22 protein-coding genes are annotated in these 21,088 nt (G+C 59.3%); 6 read left to right on the top strand and 16 right to left on the bottom strand.

Annotated elements, in window-relative coordinates; translation table 11 throughout:
- The first annotated feature begins 32 nt into the window (after nt 1–32).
- Nucleotides 33–2,876 carry an EAL domain-containing protein gene (locus IOD40_RS15165; protein ID WP_198477588.1) on the top strand — a complete coding sequence of 948 codons (2,844 nt, stop codon included), beginning with the start codon at nt 33–35 and terminating at the stop codon, nt 2,874–2,876.
- Between the two features lie 118 nt (nt 2,877–2,994).
- Here IOD40_RS15165 and IOD40_RS15160 read toward each other — a convergent pair whose 3' ends face one another.
- Nucleotides 2,995–3,600, bottom strand: coding sequence for a YqgE/AlgH family protein (locus tag IOD40_RS15160; RefSeq protein WP_407649211.1), 606 nt, complete (start codon nt 3,598–3,600; stop codon nt 2,995–2,997).
- Between the two features lie 134 nt (nt 3,601–3,734).
- Between IOD40_RS15160 and IOD40_RS15155 the strand changes: the two genes are divergently transcribed.
- Together IOD40_RS15155 and IOD40_RS15150 are read left to right on the top strand one after the other, a co-directional pair.
- Nucleotides 3,735–4,544 (top strand): protein-disulfide reductase DsbD domain-containing protein, encoded by an 810-nt coding sequence (locus IOD40_RS15155; protein ID WP_198477536.1) that lies wholly within the window; start codon nt 3,735–3,737, stop codon nt 4,542–4,544.
- Nucleotides 4,545–4,614: 70 nt separating this feature from the next.
- The gene (locus IOD40_RS15150; protein ID WP_198477535.1) at nt 4,615–5,097 is read left to right on the top strand and encodes a peroxiredoxin; all 483 of its coding nucleotides are present in this window, start codon (nt 4,615–4,617) and stop codon (nt 5,095–5,097) included.
- A gap of 42 nt (nt 5,098–5,139) precedes the next feature.
- On the opposite strand, the gene rnhA is transcribed toward IOD40_RS15150, so the two are convergent.
- From rnhA to coxB, 11 genes are all read right to left on the bottom strand, one after another.
- Nucleotides 5,140–5,580, bottom strand: a complete 441-nt coding sequence (gene rnhA / locus IOD40_RS15145; protein WP_198477534.1) for a ribonuclease HI — start codon at nt 5,578–5,580, stop codon at nt 5,140–5,142.
- A complete protein-coding gene (locus IOD40_RS15140) occupies nt 5,577–6,545 on the bottom strand; it encodes a homoserine kinase (RefSeq protein WP_198477533.1) in 969 nt (322 codons plus the stop codon). Before IOD40_RS15140 ends, rnhA begins: the two co-directional genes overlap by 4 nt.
- A 4-nt stretch (nt 6,546–6,549) precedes the next feature.
- Nucleotides 6,550–7,545 (bottom strand): 4-hydroxy-3-methylbut-2-enyl diphosphate reductase, encoded by a 996-nt coding sequence (gene ispH, locus IOD40_RS15135; protein WP_198477532.1) that lies wholly within the window; start codon nt 7,543–7,545, stop codon nt 6,550–6,552.
- Nucleotides 7,546–7,602: 57 nt separating this feature from the next.
- Nucleotides 7,603–8,349, bottom strand: coding sequence for an SURF1 family protein (locus IOD40_RS15130; RefSeq protein WP_198477531.1), 747 nt, complete (start codon nt 8,347–8,349; stop codon nt 7,603–7,605).
- Nucleotides 8,349–8,744 carry a DUF983 domain-containing protein gene (locus IOD40_RS15125; protein ID WP_198477530.1) on the bottom strand — a complete coding sequence of 132 codons (396 nt, stop codon included), beginning with the start codon at nt 8,742–8,744 and terminating at the stop codon, nt 8,349–8,351. The genes IOD40_RS15130 and IOD40_RS15125 overlap by 1 nt, the downstream gene beginning before the upstream one ends.
- A gap of 84 nt (nt 8,745–8,828) precedes the next feature.
- Nucleotides 8,829–9,710 carry a cytochrome c oxidase subunit 3 gene (locus IOD40_RS15120; RefSeq protein ID WP_198477529.1) on the bottom strand — a complete coding sequence of 294 codons (882 nt, stop codon included), beginning with the start codon at nt 9,708–9,710 and terminating at the stop codon, nt 8,829–8,831.
- Between the two features lies 1 nt (nt 9,711).
- Nucleotides 9,712–10,338, bottom strand: a complete 627-nt coding sequence (locus IOD40_RS15115; protein ID WP_198477528.1) for a cytochrome c oxidase assembly protein — start codon at nt 10,336–10,338, stop codon at nt 9,712–9,714.
- Nucleotides 10,339–10,349: 11 nt separating this feature from the next.
- Complete coding sequence (locus IOD40_RS15110) at nt 10,350–10,517, bottom strand: hypothetical protein (RefSeq protein ID WP_210336940.1); 168 nt, start codon at nt 10,515–10,517, stop codon at nt 10,350–10,352.
- Nucleotides 10,514–11,452 carry a heme o synthase gene (locus tag IOD40_RS15105; RefSeq protein WP_198477526.1) on the bottom strand — a complete coding sequence of 313 codons (939 nt, stop codon included), beginning with the start codon at nt 11,450–11,452 and terminating at the stop codon, nt 10,514–10,516. Before IOD40_RS15105 ends, IOD40_RS15110 begins: the two co-directional genes overlap by 4 nt.
- Nucleotides 11,453–11,529: 77 nt before the next feature.
- Nucleotides 11,530–13,182, bottom strand: coding sequence for a cytochrome c oxidase subunit I (gene ctaD, locus IOD40_RS15100; protein ID WP_198477525.1), 1,653 nt, complete (start codon nt 13,180–13,182; stop codon nt 11,530–11,532).
- A 35-nt stretch (nt 13,183–13,217) separates the two neighbouring features.
- The gene (gene coxB, locus IOD40_RS15095) at nt 13,218–14,090 is read right to left on the bottom strand and encodes a cytochrome c oxidase subunit II (RefSeq protein ID WP_198477587.1); all 873 of its coding nucleotides are present in this window, start codon (nt 14,088–14,090) and stop codon (nt 13,218–13,220) included.
- A 343-nt stretch (nt 14,091–14,433) separates the two neighbouring features.
- On the opposite strand from coxB, the gene IOD40_RS15090 reads away from it, so the two are divergent.
- From IOD40_RS15090 to IOD40_RS15080, 3 genes are all read left to right on the top strand, one after another.
- Nucleotides 14,434–14,907, top strand: a complete 474-nt coding sequence (locus IOD40_RS15090; RefSeq protein WP_233714018.1) for an invasion associated locus B family protein — start codon at nt 14,434–14,436, stop codon at nt 14,905–14,907.
- Nucleotides 14,908–15,004: 97 nt separating this feature from the next.
- Nucleotides 15,005–16,420, top strand: coding sequence for a metalloprotease TldD (gene tldD / locus IOD40_RS15085; RefSeq protein WP_198477523.1), 1,416 nt, complete (start codon nt 15,005–15,007; stop codon nt 16,418–16,420).
- 17 nt (nt 16,421–16,437) lie between these two features.
- Entirely contained in the window at nt 16,438–17,148 is a 711-nt protein-coding gene (locus IOD40_RS15080) for an NAD-dependent deacylase (protein WP_198477522.1), read from the top strand.
- On the opposite strand, the gene IOD40_RS15075 is transcribed toward IOD40_RS15080, so the two are convergent.
- From IOD40_RS15075 to IOD40_RS15060, 4 genes are all read right to left on the bottom strand, one after another.
- On the bottom strand, nt 17,112–18,140 hold the full coding sequence (locus IOD40_RS15075; RefSeq protein WP_198477521.1) for a glycosyltransferase family 4 protein: 1,029 nt from the start codon (nt 18,138–18,140) through the stop codon (nt 17,112–17,114). The genes IOD40_RS15080 and IOD40_RS15075 overlap by 37 nt on opposite strands.
- A gap of 10 nt (nt 18,141–18,150) precedes the next feature.
- Nucleotides 18,151–18,990: a UDP-2,3-diacylglucosamine diphosphatase gene (locus tag IOD40_RS15070; RefSeq protein WP_198477520.1), complete on the bottom strand. Its 840-nt coding sequence runs from the start codon at nt 18,988–18,990 to the stop codon at nt 18,151–18,153.
- 86 nt (nt 18,991–19,076) lie between these two features.
- Entirely contained in the window at nt 19,077–20,321 is a 1,245-nt protein-coding gene (locus IOD40_RS15065; RefSeq protein ID WP_198477519.1) for a class I SAM-dependent RNA methyltransferase, read from the bottom strand.
- Complete coding sequence (locus IOD40_RS15060) at nt 20,318–21,079, bottom strand: TlyA family RNA methyltransferase (RefSeq protein WP_198477518.1); 762 nt, start codon at nt 21,077–21,079, stop codon at nt 20,318–20,320. The genes IOD40_RS15065 and IOD40_RS15060 overlap by 4 nt, the downstream gene beginning before the upstream one ends.
- Between the last annotated feature and the right edge of the window lie 9 nt (nt 21,080–21,088).

The raw sequence follows: 21,088 nt of genomic DNA, 5'->3' as shown, positions 1-21,088 counted from the left end.
TTCGAAGGGCGCTATCAACTCTCTGCGCAGCGATGATCCTGCTGTGCGTGCTGCCCCTGATGCCTGCTCAGGCAATAGAACCCATCACGATTTCCAAGAGTGATGTAGCCCTCGACCTGTCCCGCGCAGTTGAACTGTACCGGGATCAGGGAGAAAATTTCCAGGTTTCCACTGCCCCCGGGCTCGATGGCATCGTGCGCCGTATCGAGGTGAGCGCGCTTGATGAACGGTCCACCGGTGACTGGGCAGTTTTCGCGCTGGCCAACACTACGGACGAGCAGCTCGATCGCCTGATTGTCGCCCCGCATTTCAGGCTGGTTGGCTCCGGACTTGCCTGGCCCGACCTCGGATCCAACCGGATGGCAGCAATCACGCCCAGCGAGGGCTTTGCGCTTGATCGTCAGCCGAGCCGTGATGCAGATGTCTTTCTTGTCACGCTGAACCCGGGCTCGATCATTACCTTCATCGCCGAACTTTCATCCCCGGACCTGCCACAGGTCTATCTGTGGGAGCCCGAGGCGTACAAAGATACGATCAATTCCTACACGCTCTTCCGTGGCATCGTCATCGGCATTGCGGGTCTGCTGGCCCTCTTCCTGACCATTTTGTTCGTGGTGAAGGGCACATCGATGTTCCCTGCCACCGCAGCCTTTTCCTGGGCAGTTCTGGCCTATATCTGCATCGACTTTGGTTTCCTGAACCAGATGCTCTCGATTTCGGCGCAGGACGCGCGGCTTTGGCGCGCCGCGACGGAAGTCGCGCTGGCCGCGACGCTGGTTGTTTTCCTGTTCACCTATCTGAACCTCAACCGCTGGCACCTTCATTTCAGCTACGGAACAGCGGCCTGGGTTCTGGCTCTCGGTCTGTTGGCTGGCGTTGCCTATTTTGACCCTGCAGTCGCGGCAGGCATCGCGCGGTTTTCCTTCGCCCTGACAGCTATCGTCGGCCTCGGGATCATCATCTACCTGTCATTCCAGGGATATGACCGCGCCATCATGCTTGTCCCGAGCTGGCTGATGATTTTGGTCTGGCTCGCTGGCGGATGGATGGCGGTTACAGGATCGCTCGCCAACGACATTGTTCAGCCCGCGCTCAGCGGCGGCCTCGTGCTGATCATTCTGCTCATCGGTTTCACCGTGATGCAGCACGCATTTGCAGGCGGTGCGTTGCATCAGGGCCTGTTCAGCGACATGGAGCGCCAATCCCTGGCCGTTACCGGTTCAGGAGACATCGTCTGGGACTGGGACGTCATGCGCGACCGTGTGATCACCAAGCCTGATGTCAGCCGTCAGATCGGGCTGGAGGCGGGGGCATTGCATGGCCCTGCTCGGAACTGGCTCCCAGCCCTCCACGCCGATGATCGCGATACCTTCCGTACAACACTCGACGCCATTCTGGAGCATCGACGCGGACGGATATCGCAGTCCTTCCGCCTGCGCGGCGCGGATGGGCATTATCACTGGTTCATCCTGCGCGCGCGTCCCGTCATCGGCTCTGACGGTGAGATCATCCGGTGCGTCGGCACACTGGTGGACGTGACGGAGCAGAAAAAGTCGGAGGAGCGCCTCCTCCACGATGCGGTTCACGACAACCTCACCGGCCTGCCTTCGCGCGAGCTTTTCCTCAACAGGCTCGAAGCTGTCATTTCAATTGCCAAGACGGAAGAAAATGTCCGCCCGACCGTTCTCGTCATCGACATCGACCGCTTCAAAGTGGTCAATGAAGGGCTCGGCATTTCGGCTGGCGATACGATCCTCCTGACGATATCGCGCCGTCTGCACCGCCTCCTGAAGCCCGGCGATTCGCTGTCCCGCTTTGCTGGCGATCAGTTCGCGATGTTGCTCCTGTCGGAGCAGAATTCACAGCGGATTGCCGACGTTGCAGAGGCGGTGAAGCAGGCTATCAACCTTCCGATCACCTTTGCCAAACGTGAGATTGTCCTCGCCTCTTCCATCGGCCTCGTATCGTGGAACTCGTCACAGGCGAGTGCAGAGGACATGGTCAAGGACGCCGAGCTTGCCATGCATCAGGCAAAGCGTTTCGGCGGCGATCGCATAGAGCCTTTCCGCCCTGCCTTCCGTTCCGTCGGCACCGATCGCCTCCAGCTTGAGTCTGACCTTCGCCGCGCCATTGAGCGACAAGAACTGCGCCTCGTTTACCAGCCCATTGTACGGCTAGAAGATCGTTCGGTAGCTGGTTTCGAGGCCTTGCTGCGCTGGGAGCATCCGCGGCGCGGCACAATTGCCCCGGCCGACTTCATCCCGGTAGCTGAGTCTTGTGGCCTGATTGTCCAGCTGGGTTTGTTCGGCATGCAGCAGGCCGCTGATGATCTGGCTTCGTGGCTGAAGCAGATCGGCGATGTGCCGCTATCCGTCTCGGTGAACTTGTCGAGCCGCCAGCTGATCCGCCGTGACCTGATCAGTGATGTCCGTTCGGTCGTCGCGCGCGCAAACCTCAATCCGCGCTGTTTCCGGCTGGAGCTCACCGAATCTCTGGTGATGGACAATCCAGAGCAATCGGCTCACGTGCTTACCCGTCTGAAGCAGCTTGGTGTCGGGCTGTCGCTCGATGATTTCGGGACGGGATATTCGTCCCTCTCCTATCTAACCCGCTTCCCGTTCGACACCATCAAGATCGACCGCAGCTTCGTCGATGACACCAGCCCGAAGCGGACCGTCCTGCTCCGCTCCATGGTCAACATGGCGCATGATCTGGGCCTGTCCGTCGTTGCGGAAGGTGTCGCGGATGAAAACGATGCGCTGGAATTGCGTCAGATGGGCTGCGAGTACGTCCAAAGCTTCCTGTTCGGTCCGCCCCTCTCATCGGAAGCAGCAATGAAGCTTCTGAAGGAGCAGTACCCGCTCGTTCAGGTCTAAAGCCTGTCTCTGGAAATAGGGAACCGGTCGCGGGCTTACGTCATGCGTTGAAACAAGAACCTAAAGCTCAGCTCATGACTCCGCTCAAATGTAATAATGCTTTAGGCGGGACTTGCCGTCAGGCGTGACCAGCTTGCGTGCTAAGGTGGGTGGGGTTCACGCCGATCAGCGCTAGGATACGGTCATATTTGTTGTCGATGTCGCCATCGAACAGCAAATCGATGTTGGCCGGGCATGTCAGCCAGCCGTTTTCAGCGATCTCCTGCTCCAGCTGTCCCGCACCCCAGCCGGAATAGCCGAGCGCCATCAGAGCGTGGCGTGGCCCGCGTCCGGCCGAGATGGCGCGCAGGATATCGACCGTAGCGGTGAGGCAAATTTCCCCGGCCACCGGCATCGTCGATTCCACCATGTAATCATCACTGTGGAGGACAAAACCGCGACTTCTATCGACCGGCCCGCCATTGCAGATCTGAAGATCCCTCGCCTTCGTCGGCAGCCGGATCGCCTGCTTCTCATCCAGGATACCGAGCTGGATCAAAAGATCCGAGAAATCGAGTTCCTGCAGCTGGTTGATGATGATGCCCATGGCACCTTCTTCGCTATGTGCGCACAGGTAGATGACCGAGCGAGCGAAGCGTTCATCCTGCATGCCCGGCATGGCGATGAGGAATTGGTGATCCAGGAAGCCGCTTTTGGCCTGCATATCCGAACCCATCATGTTCATACCCTTGAGCCTAACGCTATTCGCGCTTGCTTGGCCAGTACGCTTTTGAGACCGGCTGAACCCTCACACAATTATGATGCTTATGCTATTGCGCCCGGATTGCTTAATGCGGCCGGAAAGACAATGTTCCAGCCATGCTCCTTTCACGCATCTCAGCACTTTTGATCTTATCTCTCGCAGCAGCTCAGGCGGCACAGGCCGCGTCTAGCGACTGGCACAACGTCGAGGGTGGCTCCATTCGCATAGTAACCGCTGGCGCTCCAGACGCTGAGGGCTACATCCGCGGCGCGCTGCAGATCGATCTGGCACCCGGCTGGAAGACTTATTGGATGGACCCCGGCGCCTCCGGCGTGCCGCCGCAGATCAGCGCCGCACTGGATGGGGCGCCCGCGGAAGTGGAAATCGGTTTCCCGCCTCCCCAGCGATTTGATGACGGTTACACCCAATGGACCGGATACGATCATTCGGTTTCTCTGGCCCTGACAATGCGGGTACCGAAGGACGCGTCCGACCGTCGTGAGTTCACGGCGAATGCTTTCCTTGGCGTTTGCGAGATGATCTGTATCCCTGTTCAGGCAGAACTTTCGTTTTCCCTTGAAGGAAACGGAAACAGCGCCGAAGACGCCCAGATGGTGGCATCGGCTTTTGCAGCGCTTCCTCCATCCTTGGAAGAAACGATGAAGCTTGAGCTCATCGCGCGCGAGGACGATGCCTTGATTGTAGAAGCCCGGCTACCGGACGGTATGTCCGCCCTCGATCTTTTTCTGGCTGGCAATGAAGGCTTGACGCTGGAAGTACCTGAAATTGAAACATCGACCACTGGCTCGTCGACGCGATTTCGCGTGCCTATCGCGTTCAGCGCGCCCGGCGCACAAGCCGGGGATCTGGCCTATACGCTTCTGACCAGTGATGGTGCCTATACCGGCCAGCTTTCGCTGCGTTAGTCACGTTGCCAATCGTAGCCTGACCGGGTAACGCTGATCCCACTCGCCCCCGATAAATAACGAGGAAATCATGACAATTGCTGTTGGCCAGAAGCTGCCTGACCTGACGTTTGCCACCATGACTGAAGACGGGCCGAAGAGCCTCAGCACTGCTGAAATCTTCGGCGGCAAGAAAGTCGTCTTGTTCGGCGTTCCGGGCGCATTCACCCCCACCTGCAACAACAACCACCTGCCAGGCTATCTCGAAAACTACGATGCGATCCTGGCCAAGGGCGTCGACACGATCGCTGTGGTCGCGGTCAACGACGTGTTTGTGATGGGTGCCTGGGCTCGCTTCACCGGCTCTGAGGGCAAGATCGTCCACCTCGCCGATGGCAGCGGTAATTTTGCAAAGGCGACAGGTCTCGAACTGGACCTGACGGAGCGCGGCCTTGGCGTACGCAACCAGCGCTTCTCGATGATCGTCGAGGATGGCGTCGTCAAGCAGCTAAACATTGAAGAGAGCGCAGGCGTCGCAAATTCCGGCGCGGCCGCCGTCCTCGAACAGCTGTGACACATACGTTCAGGCCGCGCCCCTGCGGCGCGGCCTGAACGCTTATTTCTTCTTGAACGGCTCCATGCCGTGGCGCGCTAATTCATCAGCGCGTTCGTTCTCCGGGTGGCCGGCGTGGCCCTTCACCCAATTCCACTTCACCTTATGACAGCGATTGGCCTCATCCAGCGCCTGCCAGAGCTCGGCGTTTTTCACCGGCTTCTTGTCTGCCGTGCGCCAGCCATTGCGCTTCCAGCCATGGATCCAGCTTGAAATGCCGTCCATCACGTATTTGCTGTCGGTGTAGAGGTCGACTTCGCAAGGCTCCTTAAGCGCGTTGAGCGCCGTGATGGCTGCCAGCAGCTCCATGCGGTTGTTGGTGGTCTCAGCCTCGCCGCCCGAAAGCTCCTTCGTAACGCCATTGAAACGAAGGATAGCGCCCCAGCCGCCGGGACCGGGATTTCCCGAACAGGCCCCGTCGGTGAAAATCTCTACACGTTTCATTGTTGAACCAGACCGTATTCATTGGCCGACCTGATCTGCCGATGAAAGCGCATCTTGCGCACATATTCGAGTGGATCGCGCTTCTGCACCATCGCCCCGTCAGGGCCGTTGAGCCAGTCGTAGAGGCGGGTCAGCATGAAACGAAGTGCCGAGCCGCGGCAAAGAAGCGGCAGCGCCTCAACCTCTTCCTGCTGCAGCGGACGGACACTTTGATAGCCTGCGAGCAAAGCAGTCGCCTTGGTTATGTTGAAAGCGTGATCGCGTTCAAAACACCAGGCGTTGAGGCATGTCGCGACGTCGTAGACGAGAAGATCGTTACAGGCGAAATAGAAGTCGATCAGCCCCGAGAGTTCGTTGCCGAGGAAGAAGACATTGTCCGGGAAGAGGTCGGCGTGGATGACGCCGGCAGGCAGCGATGACGGCCACGCGGAGCTGATGGCTGAAAGATCTGCCTCTACCTCGGCAACCAGTCCTGGCTCGACCTCATCGGCCCGCTCATGGCAGCCTGCCCATAAGGTCTTCCAACCCTCGAGCGAAAGCGCGTTGGGCCGTGTCATGCCGAAGTCAGCGCCGGCTATGTGCAACTTCGCCAACGCCTCGCCCACGGCTCGGCAATGAACCGCTGTCGGACGACGCGGCCACATCCCCTCAAGGAAAGTGATGATTGCAGCAGGGCGTCCAGCAACCTCGCCGATCAGAGTGCCGTCATTGCGCTCAACCGGCAACGGACATGTCACCCCACGCTTGGCGAGATGCTCCATCAAGCCGAGAAAGAACGGAAGATCACCCGGATCAACGCGTTTTTCATAAAGGGTCAGAATGAACGAGGTGGTCGTCGTGTGGAGGAGGAAGTTTGAGTTCTCGGTCCCTTCGGCAATCCCCTTGTAGGAGAGCAGTTCGCCAATGTCATACTCGCGCAGAAACGCGCCAAGCTCCTGCTCGGTGATATCAGTGTAGACGGCCATGTTGTCAGGAGTTTCCGTTGACGAATGCCATGTCTGCGGTCGTCAGTTCGACGTCGCGCAACACGCGGTTGACTGGGAAGTTTTCAGTTTCCTCCGCGGTGATCGCCAGTTCGACGGTAACGTCGAAGCGCGCGCGGAAGGCGTCGATGATTTCATCGACGATCAGTTCGGGTGCGGACGCACCAGCCGACAGTCCCAGAACTGAGATGTCGCCTATTTCATCCCACGGAATTTCGTCTGCGCGCTGAACGAGCAACCCGCGCGCCGCGCCTGAACGTTCGGCTACCTCGACGAGGCGCTTTGAATTCGATGAATTAGGCGCGCCGACCACCAGAAACAGATCCGTGCCCGGCGCAGCCTGCTTCACGGCCTCCTGGCGGTTCGTGGTCGCATAACAGATGGATTCTGCCGCCGGCGCCTGGATGTTCGGAAAGCGCGCGCGCAGCGCCCGGATGATCCCGTCCGTATCATCGACCGACAGCGTCGTCTGGGTAACGAAACCGAGCGCGTCCGGATTTTCCGGCTGGATCAAGGCCGCATCGGCTTCGGTCTCAACCAAAGTGACCGCGCCTTCAGGCAGCTGGCCCATCGTTCCGATCACTTCGGGATGTCCCGCATGGCCGATCAACAGGACGTGCCGACCTTGCCGCTCGTGGCGCATGGCCTGCTTGTGTACCTTGGAAACCAGCGGACAGGTCGCATCAAGATAGAAAAGGTTGCGTGCCTCGGCATCAGCGGGCACCGACTTGGGAACGCCATGCGCAGAGAACACGACCGGCTGGGCCTGGTATTCAGCCGGGATCTCGTTGAGCTCCTCGACGAACACCGCGCCCTTGGCCTCGAGGCCCTCAACCACGTACCGATTGTGCACGATCTCATGGCGCACATAGACCGGTGCGCCGTATTTTTTGAGAGCCAGCACGACGATCTGGATGGCACGATCGACCCCGGCGCAGAAACCGCGCGGGCCACACAGCCTGATGGTGAGAGGGCTTTTCATCAAACTTTCCAAATCCGCATGTTCACGTGGGCAAATGGCGTGTGCCGACGGCTCGTGTCAAGTTTTGCGCTGACGAACCACCCATACACCGAGCACGCCCACAAGCACTGCCGCCAGGCTGTACCAGGTCAGCGCGTACTCAAGATGGCTGTTCGGCAAGGAGATCATAGTGACACCCCCAACCGGCAAACCACCCGGATTTGCGGTATCATTGGCATCGATGAACAGGCGCAGATAGTCCTCGGGCTGTCCGACGCCCGTGGTCTCTGCCATCGCCTGCAGATCCTTCCAGTAGAACACGTTCTTAGTCAGGTCGTTGTCCGGAACGATGACGGATGGCTTGCCATCAAGTTCCGCGCGCGCGAGGCCGGTGACGTTCACGATACCTTCCACCTGCCCCTGAACGCGCGTACTCGGTTCCTTGAGCTCGTACGGCACGAAACCGCGATTGACGAGAACCAGTCGCCCGTCCGTCAGCTCCAACGGCGTGTAGACGTAAAATCCAGCGCGTCCTTCATGCGTTGCGAAGAAATGACGCTCTCCGTCGTGGTGGAAAACGCCTTCCACCTTCACAGGCCAATAATCGACGTCGTTACCGGTGGTCAAAAAACCTTCGATCTCTTCAAGGCTCCTCGGCTCGGAGGCCACCCGCTGATCGATGGTCGAGATCAGCGCTTCCTTCCAGCCAAGGCGCTGCATCTGCCAAGTGCCAAGCCCCAGAAGGATCACCAGCGCAACAAGCACGCCGCCAACGAACACAATGGATCCCAGGGTCCAGCGATTTTGGACCTGCGTATCACTCATCAGCTGTCCTCGTGCCGTTCCAATGCCGCCTTGTTCCTGAACTGGAACACGATCAGCAATCCCTTGATCATCCGCAAAGCGGTCAGGCCGAGGATCAGGATCATCGGTACCCATAGGATAAAATGCAGCCAGAGCGGCGGGTTGTAGCTAACCTCAAGCCACAGCGCGAGGCCGACGACCAGGAAGCCAATCAACAGGATCACAAAAACGACGGGGCCGTCTCCGGAATCCTCGAACGCATAGTTCAGGCCGCAAACACCGCACCGTTTCGCGATCGTCAGGTAGCCCTTGAACAGACGCCCCTGCCCGCATCTAGGGCAACTGCCGCTGATACCGGCCTTCACCGGATCGATCGGCGGCCACAGCGCCTCATCTTTGTGTTCTCGTTCATCCATAAACCGTTCCTCTCACAGCTAGTGGATAGAAAAAAGGCGGCCGCCTGTCGCGACCGCCTCGTCTCATGTCAGCTTAATGCGGGATCAGTGAACCGCGATCGGTGCGCCCCACGATGCCCAGACGTAAATCGAGGCGAAGAGGAACAGCCACACCACGTCAACGAAGTGCCAGTACCATGCAGCTGCCTCGAGGCCGTAGTGCTGCTGCGGCGTGAAGTGGCCCGCAAGAGCGCGCAGCAGGCAGACCGCCAGGAAGACCGTACCAATGAACACGTGGAAACCGTGGAAGCCCGTGGCCATGAAGAACGTCGCACCATAGAGCGAGTTCGAGAAGGTGAACGGTGCAACAGCGTACTCATAGGCCTGAACGAAGCTGAACAGCACGCCGAGCGCCACGGTGATCGCCAGACCCCAAACGAGGCCCTTGCGGTCATTATGCAGGATCGCGTGGTGCGCCCAGGTCAGCGTCGTACCCGACAGAAGCAGGATGATGGTGTTGTAGAGCGGCAGGTGGAATGCATCCAGCACTTCCATTCCTGCCGGAGGCCACTGACCACCGGTGTAACCAAGACGCGCGACCTGCTCTGCCTCGTTCGGGAACAGGCTGGCATCGAAGAACGCCCAGAACCACGCAACGAAGAACATCACCTCAGAGGCGATGAACATGATCATGCCGTAGCGCAGGTGGATCGAGACGACGCGGGTGTGGTGCCCCTCATGTGCCTCACGCACCGTGTCAGACCACCATGCGTACATGACGTAGAGCACACAGGCCACGCCGATCCAGAACAGCCACGGAGTGGCGGCCGGGATGCCGAACAGCGTGAAGTCGGTGTTGCCCTTGTTGTACTGCATCCACGATATGCCACCGATCGCAAGGATGAAGGCCGAGATGCCGCCAAGGAACGGCCACGGACTCGGGTCGATGATGTGATAGTCGTGATGTTTTACTTGTGTGTCTGCCATGTCATCCCCCGAAACTTGTATCGGCGTCAGTATTGCTCTTGATTGGCGCTGCAGAGGAAACCTCCGGCTTCTCTCCGCTCATGGGAAAGAATGTGTAGGACAGCGTCAACGCGTTGATATTCTTTAACTCCTCCACGCCGACGATCTCCGGGTCAACGTAGAAAACAACCGGCATCTCCATGGTCTCCCCCGGCTGCAGTACATTGTCGGTGAAGCAGAAGCACTCCACCTTCATGAAGTAGGCGCCGGCAGCCTGCGGTGTGACATTGAAGGTCGCACGTCCGCCAAGCGGCCGGGATGTGATGTTGGTCGCCTCGTAAGCGACCTGGATGGTCTCGCCGATCTTCAGCGTCACTTCACGCTGCTTGGGCTTGAAATCCCAGCCGAGCCCGTTCGCAATATTCGCGTCGAAGCGGACCGTGATTTCCTTGTCGAGAACGGTCTGTGAGTACTGCTCAACACGCTGGGTCGTTCCGTTATAACCGGTGACGCGGCAGAACATGTCGTAGAGCGGCACCGCAGCGTACGCCATGCCGATCATTCCGACAAAAAAGCCAACGCAAACTACAGCCAGACGTCGATTGGACTTCTGGATCGTTTCGTTGATCTGCGGTCTTGCATCACTCATGCCACTGCCCGTCAAAACGGCCTGTTGAGAATTTGCGGCCCCATTTTCACGATGGTGACTATGTAGATCACCACCACGAATGCGACCAAGGCCAGCCCCAGCGCCACCGACCGGTTGCGCTGAGCCTTTTTCTGGCTCTCGGTCATTTCAATGCGTTGATCATTCTTCACTGCGGTCACCATACGAGTCCCAGGTCCCTCAGGACGCTGTCGGCGAGCAAAGCCGTGAAAATTGCGAAAAGGTAGAGCAGCGAGAAGCCGAATAGCGCCTTTGCAGGCTTCATCGCGCGGTCGCTCTCCGGCATCTGCAGGACCTTCCAGGAGTACCAGACGAAGCCGATGCCCAGTCCCGCCGCCAGCAGCCCGTAGGCGTTGCCGGCAAAGCCAAAGACGGTAGGCAGAACACCCGTAACCGCAACGACGAGTGCGTAGGCGAAGATCTGGCGCTTGGTCGATGCTTCACCCGCAACGTTCGGCATCATCGGCACGCCAGCGCGCTCGTAGTCGCCCGACTTAAACAGGGCCAGCGCCCAGAAGTGCGGCGGGGTCCAAAGGAAGATGATAAGAAACTGAATGATCGGATAGAGGCTGACGTCACCCGTGACTGCCGCCCATCCGACGACCGGCGGGAATGCACCGGCCGCGCCGCCGATCACGATGTTCTGCGGCGTCCAGCGCTTTAGCCACATCGTGTAGATCACGGCGTAAAAGAAAATCGTAAAAGCCAGCAGTCCCGCAGCGACCCAATTGGCGACCAAGCCGAGGACGCCAATGGAAAAGCCCGACAGCACAAGACCAAAGGCCAATGCCTGGCTCGGCAGGACGCGCCCTGCAGGGACCGGGCGATTGACTGTACGCGACATGACAGCGTCGATGTCAGCGTCGTACCACATGTTCAGCGAACCGGATGCGCCAGCACCCACCGCGATCGCGAGGATCGCAAAGCACGCTATGAACGGATTGATCGCGGCCGGGGCCGTCACCATGCCAACGAAGGCAGTGAAGACGACCAGCGACATCACCCGAGGCTTCAAGAGTGCGATGTAATCGCTCGCATGTGCCTCAGACACATGGAATGCGACCTCACCGTATCCGTTTTTATCCACGAGGGACATTGCGACGACTATCCGCTTTCTCGCTCTGTTGAGACCGCCGGACTAGCCGGCGATCTCGCTTGTTCATTGGTGCCGAATTACTTGATCTTCGGCAGCTGTTCCCACTGGTGGTAAGGCGGCGGCGAAGACAGCTGCCACTCGAGCGTAGTTGCTCCCTCACCCCAAGGATTGGCACCCGCCTCACGCTTCTTCGAAAACGCCTCGAAGACGCCGTAGAGGAAGATCAGCACGCCGATACCGGCCATGTAGGAGCCCCACGAGGAGACCATGTTCCAGCCTGCATACGCATCCGGGTAGTCGATGTAACGGCGCGGCATGCCGGCCAGACCCAGGAAGTGCTGCGGGAAGAAGATCAGGTTCACGCCCACGAAGGTGACCCAGAAGTGGGTCCGCGCGATGAGCGGCGAGTACATGTAGCCGAACATCTTCGGGAACCAGTAATACCAGCCAGCGAAGATCGCGAACACGGCGCCGAGCGACAGAACGTAGTGGAAGTGAGCAACCACGTAGTAGGTGTCGTGCAGCGAGCGGTCGAGACCAGCATTGGCAAGCTGGACGCCGGTCATGCCACCAACGGTGAACAGGAAGATGAATCCGATCGCCCACAGCATCGGGGTGCGCATCGACAGCGAACCGCCCCACATGGTCGCGATCCACGAGAACACCTTGATGCCCGTCGGGATAGCGATCACCATCGTCGCGAAGACGAAGTAACGCTGCGCGTTCAGCGAGATGCCGGTGGTGTACATGTGGTGAGCCCACACGACGAAGCCGACGACGCCGATGGCGACCATCGCGTAGGCCATTCCGAGATAGCCGAAGATCGGCTTGCGGGAGAAGGTCGACACGATGTGGCTGACAATGCCGAAGCCCGGCAGGATCAGAATATAGACTTCAGGGTGACCGAAGAACCAGAACAGGTGCTGGTAAAGGATCGGGTCGCCACCGAATTCCGGGTTGAAGAACGCCGTGCCGAAGTTGCGGTCAGTCAGCACCATGGTGATGGCGCCGGCAAGAACCGGAAGTGTCAGCAGCAACAGGAACGCGGTCACAATCACCGACCATGCGAACAGCGGCATCTTGTGCAGGGTCATGCCCGGCGCACGCATGTTGAAGATGGTGGTGATGAAGTTGATCGCGCCAAGGATCGACGAGGCGCCCGCAATGTGAAGCGAGAGGATCGCGAAGTCCGTAGCAGGCCCAGGCGATCCGGTCGTCGACAGCGGCGGATACATCGTCCAGCCGGTACCGGCAGCGTGCCCACCAGCGGAACCCGGCAGGAAGAACGAAATGATCAGCAGCAGCAGCGCCGGTGGCAGCAGCCAGAACGAAATGTTGTTCAGACGCGGGAATGCCATATCCGGAGCGCCGATCATGATCGGGATCATCCAGTTGGCGAAACCACCGATCAGCGCCGGCATGACCATGAAGAAGATCATGATGAGGGCGTGATAGGTCGTGAACGCGTTGAACATCTCCTTGCCGCCATCGAGGGCAGCCTCGCCTTCGAGGCCATAGACCATCGAGGCAAGTCCGTGGAAGATCTGGATGCCTGGCTCAGCCAGCTCCCAGCGCATCATAACCGACAAGAAACCGCCAAGGATGCCCGAAAAGATCGCGAAGATCAGGTAGAGCGTTCCGATATCCTTGTGGTTGGTCGAATACACCCAACGCGTCCAGCCAGAAGGCTTGTGGTCGTCGTGGGTGCCATGGGCCGCAGCGCCTGCCATTATTCCCGCTCCGTCTCGTATTATTTTGTACTGACTCAGTTAGCTGCGTCAGCCACGTTTACCTGCTCGCCATTAATAGAGGCCAGCAGCGCTTTATTTGCTTCATCAAGGTTTGCCTGCGCAGCCGAGCGCCAGGCATCATACTGCTCCTGACTTACGACGCGAACGCCGATCGGCATGAAGGCATGATCCTTGCCACAAAGCTCAGAGCACTGGCCGTAGAAGATGCCTTCGCGCTCAGCCTTGAACCAGGTCTCATTGAGACGACCCGGAACTGCATCGACCTTGATACCGAAGGACGGCACTGCAAAGGCGTGAATAACGTCGTTTGCCGTAACCAGAACGCGTACGGTGGTGTTCACCGGCACGACGACTTCATTGTCAACCGCGAGAAGACGCGGATACTCGGCGCGGTCTTCCTTACCAACGGCCGCGCGATCGCCATCATTCAGGAGAAACGAGGAGAAGGTCAGCGGATCTTCGTCCTGGTATTCGTACTCCCAGTACCACTGGACGCCAGTAGCCTTGATCGTCATCGCCGGCTCATCTTCCGGCGTGTACTGCGCGGTCAGCAACTGGAACGAAGGCACTGCAATAAAGATCAGCGCGATGACCGGCCCGAGGGTCCAGATCACTTCAATCACGGTATTGTGGCTCGTGCGCGATGGCGTCTTGTTGACGCTCTCGCGGTACCTGACAAGGCACCAGCCCAACAGAACCAGAACAAGGAGCGTGGTCGGCACAATGAACGCAAGCGTATATTGCTCGAACCAGGCAATCTCCTCCATGATCCGGGTCGCAGGCTCCTGGAAGCTCAACTGCCAGGGGGCCGGCTGCCCAGCGTAAGCGCCAGTAGCTGCCAGGACCGGCGATATGGCGCCCAGGCCCGCAAAGATCTTCTTCATCACCCTCTTCATCTCCCGGTCGATCCTCTCGACGAATTCTGTGCGCACCTGCCATCCTGAAAAGCCAGACGGTCGGCGGCTATCGCGCGTTCAAACCACACTCTTATATCAACCGCAAGAAACCCATGGGTGGATATGTGCGGCATTTTTGCGCGCGCTGTCCTAAGTTTTGCCTTCGCGCCTTGATTTCGCTCAACTCTTAACAAATCAGAACCGGTTAGTCGCGCATGCGGTCGATGTAGGTTGCGCGCAGGCTCGGGCAAGTTAAATTGGCGTGATTCGCTGAGACAGGATTGATCGAATGACGTTTCGCACGTTCGCGCACATTACTGCCGTAGCTGGTGCCATGATGCTGGCAATGCCGGCTTCGGCGCAGCAACAGCAGCAACAGCAAGGCGTCGTCCGTTCGACGCATGGCAGTTGGTCGATCATTTGCGACACTCCCGGCGGCGCGAGCTCCGAGCAGTGCGCCATGATGCAGAACGTCGTGGCCGAGGATCGTCCTGAGGTCGGGCTTTCGGTCGTCGTCCTGCGGACCGCAGACAAGAGCGCGGAGATCTTGCGCGTGCTTGCTCCCCTTGGCGTCCTCCTGCCAAACGGGCTCGGGCTGAACGTTGATGGCAAGGATATCGGCCGCGCCTACTTCGTTCGCTGCTTCCAGGACGGCTGCTATGCAGAGGTGATTCTTGAAGAACCACTTCTTGGCTTGCTCAAGACCGGTACTGCGGCGACATTCATTGTCTTCCAGACGCCTGAAGAGGGAATCGGCATTCCGGTCGACCTCGATGGCTTCTCTGCTGGCTTCGCCGCCCTACCCTAAGCAGCCGAGCGCGCTCTGGCAGAAATTCCCGACGTGCGGTTTGGCTCGTGGCTGACTATATAGCGGCCTAGAGCCTTTCAGAATTCGGAGCGATGCGGTGACAGCCAGACTTCTCGAACAATTTGATGTGTCAGAAGAGACCCTGCGTCGGATCGTGGCAGACACGGTCGCAGGAGCTGATGATGGCGAACTTTTCATCGAGCATCGCGAAGGCGAGTCTCTTGTCTTTGACAATGGCCGCCTGAAGACTGCCAACTTCAACACCGAACAGGGGTTTGGCCTTCGTGCGGTCGCCGGAGAAGCCGCTGGTTATGCGCATGCCGGCGAGTTGACCCAAGCCGCACTTCTGCGGGCCTCTTCGGCAGTTTCAGCAGTCAAGGACGGCTATTCGGGCACCCTTGCGGACGCCCCGGCGGGAACAAATGTAAAGCTCTACGGCGAAGAGAACCCTATCGTTCAGCCAGCCTTTAGCGACAAGGCGAAGCTTCTGCAGGACGTGGACGCGTATCTGCGCGACAAGGACCCGCGGGTTCGGCAGGTGACGGCGTCGTTGGCTGCCTCCTGGCAACACGTTGAAATTTTGCGGGCTGACGGACGCGTTGCTCGCGACATCCGTCCGCTCGTGCGCTTCAACGTTTCGGTTGTTGTCGGCGACGGAGACCGTCAGGAAACGGGATCCTATGGCATGGGCGGTCGAAAAGGTTTTGGCGATTTCCTCGCCGAAGGCTCATGGCAACACGCGTGCGAAGAAGCGCTCAGGCAAGCTCTCGTCAATCTCGATGCGGTTCCTGCGCCAGCCGGCACCTTCGACATTGTCTTGTCCTCGGGCTGGCCGGGCGTAATGCTGCACGAAGCTGTCGGTCATGGCCTTGAAGGTGACTTCAACCGTAAGAAGACGTCTGCCTTTGCGGATCTGCTGGGCCAACAGGTGGCTGCGAAAGGCGTGACGGTGGTGGATGACGGCACGATCACCGAACGCCGCGGCTCGCTCACCATCGATGACGAGGGAACGCCGACCAACCGCACGGTCCTGATCGAAGACGGAAAACTGGTCGGTTACATGCAAGACCGCCAGAACGCGCGGCTTATGGGCATGAAGGCAACCGGCAACGGTCGCCGCGAGTCCTACGCCCACGCTCCGATGCCACGGATGACCAACACCTACATGACCAGCGGCTCACACACGCCGGATGAGATCATCTCGTCGGTCAAGAATGGCATTTATGCTGTCTCCTTCGGCGGCGGTCAGGTGGACATCACCAGCGGCAAGTTCGTCTTCGGCTGCACCGAGGCGTACATGATCGAGAACGGCAAGGTGACCCATCCGATCAAGGGCGCCATGCTCATCGGCAACGGCCCTGATGCGATGCACCGCATCACCATGATCGGCAACGACATGAAACTCGACAACGGCATCGGCATGTGTGGCAAGGCCGGCCAGGGCGTTCCGGTCGGCGTCGGCCAGCCGCATCTGCGCATGAATGCCATGACGATCGGCGGCACTCGCACCTGATCTAAACGGGGGGCGACATGCAGCCGTCATCGATCGTCATCCTCACCGGAGCAGGCATCTCGGTTGAATCCGGGATCGCCAGCTTCCGGGACAGCGACGGCATCTGGGCCAGGCTCGATTGGCGCGACTATGCAACGCCGGACGCCTTCGCTGCGCACCCTGCCCGTGTCTACGGCTTCTACAACAAGCGCCGTCGCCAGCTCCATGACGTAGGACCAAATGCGGCCCACTATGCGCTGGCGCGGCTCGAGCGGGAGTGTGCGGGATCCGTCACGCTGATCACGCAGAACGTCGATGACCTGCACGAGAGCGCCGGCAGCCAGAACCTGATCCATATGCACGGCGAGTTGCGCTCCGCACTCTGCCGTTCCTGCCATTCAAGGAACCCGTGGCTGGGCGATATGAGCATCGACTCGCGCTGCCCTTCATGCGAAGCGGCAGGACGCCTGCGCCCCGACATCGTCTGGTTTGGCGAAATGCCTTACCACATGGACCGCATCTATCAGGCGCTTGCATCGGCAGATCTATTCATTGCCATCGGAACGTCTGGCGCAGTCTATCCCGCGGCAGACTTCGTCGAGGAAGCTCGACTGAATGGCGCGCACACCGTGATGCTCAATCTTGAAGCGCCGGAGAACTCTCACGCCTTCGATGAGATCATTCACGGCAATGCGACGGAGATTGTCCCGGCCTATGTCGACAAGCTGATTGGCTCAGTGCCTCTTTGAGGTAGAGCGAGCGCGTCGAGAAACTGGCGACCGCATTCATTCCAATCGAACATTTCCGCTTTCGCCCTCGCCTCGTGCCTGGAAACACCAAGGGCGGCCAAAGACGCTTCGCTAAGGTCGTGTGATACGAAGCCCCCGATTCCATCACCGATGATATCGACGGGTCCGGTAACGGGGAATGCCGCCACTGGCGTTCCTGAGGCGAGCGCCTCCAAGATCACATTGCCGAAAGTATCGGTGCGACTCGGAAACACGAAGACATCGGCTGAAGCATAGATTCGGGCGAGCTCTTCGCCACCCTTGGCTCCGAGAAAGTGAACATCCGGATAGCGATCCTTCAGCTTCACCAGTTCCGGACCGTCGCCGACAACTACCTTGCTTCCCGGCAGATTGATATCGAGAAACGCTTCGAGGTTCTTTTCGACCGCGACGCGGCCGACATTGAGGAAGATCGGCCCCGGCAATCCGAGGTCACGGCGCTTCGAGGGATGAAACAATTTGGAATCCACCCCGCGGGACCACATTCTGATGTTCTGGAAGCCCCGTTCCCGCAGCTCCGTAGCCAGCGATGAGGTCGCGACAAGCATTCCTGAACCGGCTTTGTGGAAGCGTCGCAGCCAGGCGTAGGTCCAGTTCGTTGGGAATGGCACGCGGGCCCGCACGAATTCAGGAAACCTCGTGTGGTAGCTGGTCGTAAACGGCAGTCCATGGCGCAGGCAGTAACGGCGTGCCTGGTGCCCCAGAATCCCTTCCGTGGCAATGTGGATCGCGTCCGGGCCGCTGCGCTCGATCCGCTCCGCGATCTGCGAGGCTGTAGCCAGCGCAAGCCTTATCTCTCGGTAGGTGGGCATCGGCAGGCTTGGAAACTGATCTGGCGTGAGAAACTCAACCTCATGTCCGCAATCTACGAGGACCTCGGCCACCTTTTCCAAAGTCCGGACGACGCCATTGATCTGGGGTTTCCATGCGTCGGATACGATCAGAACCTTCATCTGCCTCACCTCAGGCTGCTTCGTTCCTGCCCTGCAATACTGGTGTCACCGGTCGCCCTGCATTCAGTGCGCGGCTCTGCATCGACCAGTCGATGACCTCCATCGTCCCGTCGTCATGTTCGACGACAGCTGTGCAGCTTTCGACCCAATCACCGGTATTGATATAGATGCAGTCGCCAATCACCCGCTTGGCTGCATGGTGAATGTGGCCACAGATGACGCCATCGACGCCTCTGCGTTCCGCCTCGCTCGCAAGCGCCTCTTCGAAGCTACCGATGAAATTGACGGCGTTCTTGACCTTGAGTTTTGCCCAGGCTGACAGCGACCAATAGGTCAGCCCCATTTTGCGCCGGATCAGGTTGAGATAGGTCGAGATTCCCAGTGCGGTCACATATGCCCAGTCGCCAAGAAGCGCGAGCCACCTTGCGTGGCGGACCACGACGTCAAAAACGTCGCCGTGGATGACCAGATATTTCTTGCCGTCCGACGATTCGTGAATTGCCGTCTCACAGACCTCGATGCCGCCGAGATGGGTGCCATAGAAGTCGCGCAGGAATTCGTCGTGGTTCCCGGGAACATAGATTATTCGCGCGCCCTTGCGCCCCTTGCGCAGCAATTTCTGGACGACGTCATTGTGGCTTTGCGGCCAGTACCAGCCCTGTCGCAAACGCCAGCCGTCAACGATATCGCCGACGAGATAGATGATCTCGGCATCGTGAAACCGCAGAAACTCTATCAGCGCGTCTGCCTGAGCGCCTCTCGTTCCAAGGTGAACGTCTGAGAGGAACAGTGCTCTGTAACGGCGGGCCTTCGGTTCAGAACCAGTGTCGGTGTAGTAGCGCTGTTTCATGCCCGCGTTTGAGCAGGCGTGCGTTACAGTGGCATGACAGGTCTGATGCCAGCTCTACACCTTCACCAATCCAATTGGGCGAACAGTCAGCGCCGCTTTTTCGGCTTTTCCAGCAGTGCCACTGTCTCCAGATGCGATGACCAGAGGAACTGATCCACCGGAACGACCCGCTTCAGGACGTAACCGCCCTCGATGAGGATGCTGAGGTCACGCGCCAGGGTGATCGGATTGCAGGACACTGCCGCAACACGCTGAACCGTGCTGCGCGCGATTTGCCGGGCTTGATCTTCTGCCCCTGCCCGCGGCGGATCGAAGACAAGACCATCGAACTTCAGGTCGAGTTCCTTGTAAGTCAGTGGCCTGCGGAACAGGTCGCGTTTTTCGATCGTCACCCGTTTCAGCCCGTCGCCGTAGCGAAAACCACGATCAAGCGCGGCAAGTGCTGGAGCATCGCCCTCGGCGGCATGCACCTCACTTTGGCGTGCAAGGCGCAACGCAAACGTGCCGATGCCTGAAAACAGGTCCGCGACCCGCTTGGCTTTGCGCAGATGCTCCACGACCAGCTTTGCCATCACGTGCTCAGCATTCTCCACCGCCTGCAAAAACGCTCCCGGCGGTGGGATGACAGCCACGCCATCGATCATGATGACAGGCTTCTTTGGCTCGACGATGATTTCGCCATCGACGGAAAGGCGCGCGATGCCGTTGGCGATGCAATATTCGACGGCTGCCTGACGCGCGGGGCCTTCCAGGGCGCCGCTATCATCGGTCGCCACATCTAGACCAGAAGCCGACTGGGTGACCGCCATACGGAATGGCTCTTTCGTCTGCGCAACCAGAAGCCCAAGCCCGCGCAACATGTCGAGCTGTTCGACAATCGAAGGCAGCATCACCGGGCATTCTTCCAGATCCACAATCCGGTGTGACAATGCGGCGTTGAAGCCGAGGAGCAGCCCCTTCTCCGTCTTGCGCGCGGTCAGCGCCGCACGGCGGCGCGAGTGCGGCGGGCACTCCACCAGCGCATCCACCTCGATCTCAATACCGCGAGCGCGTAACGCATCGATGAGATTTTGGCGCTTCCAGTCGCGATAGGCTTGCTGCTCAAGGTGCTGGATCGAGCATCCCCCGCAGTCGCCGAAGTGACGGCAAGGTGGCGTGACGCGAAGCGGCGATGGATCCAGCAGCGCGACAATGTCCGCCTTCTTGCCGCTAACTGCGACATTGACCCTTTCGCCCGGAAGCGTGAACGGCACGAAAATCTGGCCGCCCGGTGCGTCGGCGATCCCGTCTGCCTGCGCGCCAAGGCGAGCGATTGTGACTATGCTGGTCATCTGTCCTTTAGCCCGCCAAGCAGGAATTCAATATTTCCATCACCGCCCTCGATCGGGGACGGTGTCGTGCCAATGCTGCGCCATCCGGGCTGTTGATCCAGCCACGCCGCCAAATCCGCAGCAATCACCGGGCCCGCAGCGGGATCCCGCAAAATACCGCCCTTCCCGATCGCTTCCCGGCCAGCTTCAAATTGTGGCTTCACCAGAAGCACGCAACGCGCGCCGACGGCGGCCAGTTGAAGGGCCGGCGGAAGTGCAAGTTTCAACGAGATGAAACTCACATCCGAAACGACGAGATCAGGTGTCGCCCCATCGACATGGCTGGCTTCCAGGTCTCGGGCGTTAAGCTTCTCAAGGTTCGTAACGCGTACATCCGCAGCAAGGCCCGGATCGATCTGGCCATGCCCGACATCAACCGCATAGACGTGTCGAGCGCCGCGCTCCAGCAAAACCTGCGTGAAGCCGCCTGTCGATGCGCCGATATCCAGTGCCACCGCATTGGACGGATCGACGCCGAATGCATCAAGCCCCGCGATCAGCTTCAGAGCAGCGCGCGAGACGTAGCCTCTTGCTGGATCGTCAACGACGATTTCCGCGTTGGCCTGTGTGGACTGTCCCGGCTTGCTTATAACCTCGCCGGCAACGGAAACCGCGCCACGTGTCACGGCATCCCTGGCTCGTGAGCGGCTGGCAAAGTAGCCTCGGCGGACGAGGAGTTCATCCAGTCGCAGTTTCCCGGGCAATGTGGGCGAGGTCATGCCCGCCCG

The sequence above is a fragment of the Aquamicrobium zhengzhouense genome (assembly GCF_016124105.1).
GTDB classification, from domain to species: Bacteria; Pseudomonadota; Alphaproteobacteria; order Rhizobiales; family Rhizobiaceae; genus Aerobium; species Aerobium zhengzhouense.
This window is presented reverse-complemented; position numbering and strand designations above follow the sequence as displayed.